Source organism: Mesorhizobium sp. ArgA1 (assembly GCF_053714375.1).
In genome coordinates this window covers 1-992 of the sequence record NZ_JBSKBQ010000106.1, presented here as the reverse complement: position 1 = coordinate 992, position 992 = coordinate 1, and the positions used below count along the sequence as shown (strand labels likewise).

At 57.7% G+C, this 992-nt stretch carries 1 protein-coding gene, 1 tRNA gene and 1 pseudogene; all 3 read left to right on the top strand.

All coding sequences use genetic code 11. The annotated features are described in order from the left end of the window. Nucleotides 1–234: hypothetical protein (locus ACWGTI_RS32530; RefSeq protein ID WP_454590662.1), on the top strand; the 234-nt coding region annotated here is incomplete at its 5' end. A 213-nt stretch (nucleotides 235–447) separates the two neighbouring features. Continuing rightward, nucleotides 448–538 (top strand) — tRNA-Ser (locus ACWGTI_RS32525). 104 nt (nucleotides 539–642) lie between these two features. Next, nucleotides 643–885 (top strand): annotated as a pseudogene (locus ACWGTI_RS32520) (GIY-YIG nuclease family protein). Nucleotides 886–992 lie beyond the last annotated feature (107 nt).

Sequence of the window (992 nt, the reverse complement as noted above, 5' to 3'; positions counted from 1 at the left end):
AAAGTTAAAAAACGGGTCTGGGTATTCTTTGCTGAAGGACAGCGTTCCCTGCCCCATCCCCACTACCGAAAAAGATGCGCACCGCGCCGCTCCTTCGAATTCGACATTACCCATGAGGCGGCGGCGTTCAACCACGATCGTACCGGCAAAAGGGCTATCCGGGTGCTATCCCCTGGCGTTGTTGCACAAATGACACGATTTGGCCTCAGTCAGAAAGCTCTCATTAACCATTGAGGGCCCCGCAAGCCTTGGCCCTAGCCTTGGAATGCGGCCGAATCCGGCGATGGCCGGCCGAAATTGCGGCCATGCCACCGACTCGCCGACCTGCGAGCTGCCGCAGAATCGCCGCATGGCGAAGGCGTCGCTTCGGCCGAATGCGGATTTTTCAGCGATTATCGCGCCGGCTTGTTGATTGTGCCGGCGCTTTTCTCTATCCAGCGGCGCAACGGAGAGGTGGCCGAGTGGTCGAAGGCGCTCCCCTGCTAAGGGAGTAGAGGTCAAAAGCTTCTCGTGGGTTCGAATCCCATCCTCTCCGCCATCCTGCTTCGCTCTTCGAGCTTCGCAGGACAGGCCCAACAATTCGTGCGAAGCAGGATGGCGGAGAGGATGCCCTCCGAAGCCTTGGCGAAGGAGGGCCGGTTCATGTGGTACGTGTACCTGATTGAGAGCGAAGCCGCCGAAGGCGAGCGCTATGTCGGCATAACGTCGGACCTGAAACAGCGGCTCGCCGACCACAACGCAGGAAAATCCAGTCATACATCCAAGTTTCTGCCTTGGCGGATTGTCACCTATGCGGCCTTCTCAAGCTAGGCCAAGGCGGCTTCAGTCGAGCGTTACCTCAAGTCCGGTTCGGGACACGCATTCGCCAACAAGCGCCTTTGGTGATCCCTTCGCGTATAGCACGAAATTCTCCGCCGCCGCCTGAAAACACAGCAATAACAACATTTTAATACCATAATTCACGCAGCAGCGTTCGCTCTTGGGTCCGATTC